Origin of the sequence: Bacillus sp. TH13, from assembly GCF_016651175.1 — a bacterium.
GTDB classification, from domain to species: Bacteria; Bacillota; Bacilli; order Bacillales; family Bacillaceae_G; genus Bacillus_A; species Bacillus_A thuringiensis_S.
In genome coordinates this window covers 1-2,545 of record NZ_JAEKEJ010000017.1, presented here as the reverse complement: position 1 = coordinate 2,545, position 2,545 = coordinate 1, and the positions used below count along the sequence as shown (strand labels likewise).

The window sequence follows — 2,545 nt, the reverse complement described above, 5'->3', positions numbered from 1 at the left end:
AATAAACTTGTAATTAATGTAAGCTCTATGAGTAAGTTTATCTAGCAAGAAAAAACTTTATTTTATTAGAATTTCACATTTAAGTAGCATACCTTCAGGAAAATATGGCTAAGCTTTAAAGTCTATTTGCTAACAAGAATATATATACGAAGTATTACCCTCTGGAGCCTACTCACACCCTCTTTTATTTCTGCAGTTGTTAAATGTCCATACCCTATAATAATTCGATTGTAATGTTTTCCTTTTTCAATGGCGTGATCTTCCACAGGATATACTTTCACTCCGAGTTGTTGGATTTTCTCAAGTAATTCTTTTGTGAATTGAACTTGATTGAATTCAACAATCAGATGTAATACTGTAGAATAACCGAAAATATTGATTGTATTTGAGAATGCTGATTTTAATTGCTGGATAAGGAAGTCTCTTCGATTTTTATAGATTTTTTTCATCTTCATAATATGCCGTTCCAAATAACCTTCAGTAATAAATTTAGAAAGGATAAGCTGATTTAAAGAAGGTGTATGTAAAACGGAATGAACATATAAAAGCATATGTTCAACAATCCAATGAACTCTATGCGTTATTGTTACAAGCTGCGAAACGCTTTGTCACCGGAGAAACGAGACATGAGGGGATTGGGACGGCAAAAGAACTAATTACAAAAGGTTATCATACTTCACTAGAATACATAGGGGAAAATACTCTTGATATAGAGGGATGTTATAAAGCAAAAAATGAGTTTTTGAATCTTATTGGGGACATAGGTACTCTATCTATGAAACAAACAGTATCACTTGATTTATCTCATATTGGATTGTCTATAGATCCAGAAATATCTTATATTCATTTAATGGAGTTGGCAGAGAAGGCGAAAGTACATGGAACTACCCTTATGATAAGTATGGAAGAATCATCTAAAGCAGCGGACATTCTTTCCATTTATAAAAAGGTAACTGAGCAATATCATAATGTAGGGATAACAATACAGGCACATTTATACCGCTCAAACAATGATATTCAAGAACTCCTTCATTATCCAGGAAAAATAAGAGTTGTAAAAGGTGCCTATCAAGAAGTTCCGGATATTGCTATGCCTAGATCAACTGATTTAAATCAACAGTATCTTCAAATTGTAGAAAAACTAGTTGAAAACCATCACCCTGTATCTATAGCTACACATGATGAAATTCTTATTAAAGAGATGGAGCAACGTCAATATTTTAGTCACCCTAATGTAGAAATAGAAATGTTATATGGAATTCGTCCGGATATGTTAAGAGATTTGAAAAACAAAGGACATAACGCTAGAGTGTATTTGACTTATGGGAAAGAGTGGTATTTGTATTTATGTCATCGGATAGCCGAACATCCAGAAAATCTATATTATGCAGTGACAGATACGATACATTCACCTTTACCAGAGCAGAGTAGGGAATATTGAATAGACATTTAATACTGAATGTAAAAATGATTTTGGTTGTTGCCTAAAAATAAGAGCCGGATTTTTCTTAGAATAGAAATTCCGGCCCATTTCATATTGAAATTTTTTTAGTATATATTTGCGTTAAAGGCGGACAGCGCCCCTGTAGGTATTGAGGGGATTATGATTTATAATTGTGCAGCCGTCGTATACCTTGTTGTAGAATTGTTTTTTTGTGTGGTTGTGTATTCTTAGGGGGTTAGATAGAAAAAAAGGAATTTATGATTCTATATGTATTTCAAAAGGTGGATATATACTAGAAATAAAACTAAATGCTTTGTTAGTGAAATGATTCGCTCTTTTAGCGGTAAAACGTAAATATAGGTATAGGATAAAGATCTATTAATGTTATATAAAAAGTGAAACAATGAAAGGAACGGGTGTTCTGTATATGTTTGTTCGGTGCACTTGATCAATTGAGGTACGTATTTTTAATCCAGTATATGTGTTTAAAAAGGAAATGCTATTAATCAATTCAAATCTTGAGCATATCTTAAATGTTTATTAAGAGAATATAGCTGTATGGAAATAGATGATACTAAAGATGAAGGAGATATAAGGCTGATATTTCAGTGAAAAAGGGATAGTTAATAAATATATTAGTGTGCTTCTATATATTTACGAGTAAACAGATAAGCAATCATTACTTCATATAAGGAGAACTTGGGACTCTATAACTAGAGTAGTATATGAGTGTATTATGGATTTTTGTATCGTTGTCTGTTATAAGAATACGTATATCTTCAATCGTTTCTAATAGAGGGTGTGATAAACAAAGAGGTATTAATATTTATTAAAATAAGATTGTTAGTTTCGCTAGGTAAAAACTTCTGTACAAATTAAGTCTAGGGTTTAAATTAACTTGAATATATTTTGGAAGAATAGGTTAAATAGAAGCAGAAGGTAGCTTTTCGGTAATGAATCCTTGGAGAGGCGTATCTAGTTAAAAGAGCATAAAAATATTAACTTGAATATCTTTATAAAAAGGTGTTGACGATTATACAAATGAAGTGTAATATAGAACAAGTCGCCGATGACATTAACGTCGCAAGCGACAAACGAAAT

General features: G+C 31.7%; 1 protein-coding gene and 1 pseudogene. One reads left to right on the top strand and one right to left on the bottom strand.

Annotation, left to right across the window (positions count from 1 at the left end; all coding sequences use genetic code 11):
• Window positions 1–122: 122 nt before the first annotated feature.
• A pseudogene (locus JFU02_RS04155) lies at window positions 123–599 on the bottom strand (MocR-like pyridoxine biosynthesis transcription factor PdxR); the annotation flags it as partial.
• Here JFU02_RS04155 and JFU02_RS04150 point away from each other — a divergent pair.
• Window positions 518–1,441: a proline dehydrogenase family protein gene (locus JFU02_RS04150; protein WP_061665899.1), complete on the top strand. Its 924-nt coding sequence runs from the start codon at window positions 518–520 to the stop codon at window positions 1,439–1,441. The pseudogene JFU02_RS04155 and the gene JFU02_RS04150 sit on opposite strands and share 82 nt — an antisense overlap.
• Window positions 1,442–2,545: the final 1,104 nt, after the last annotated feature.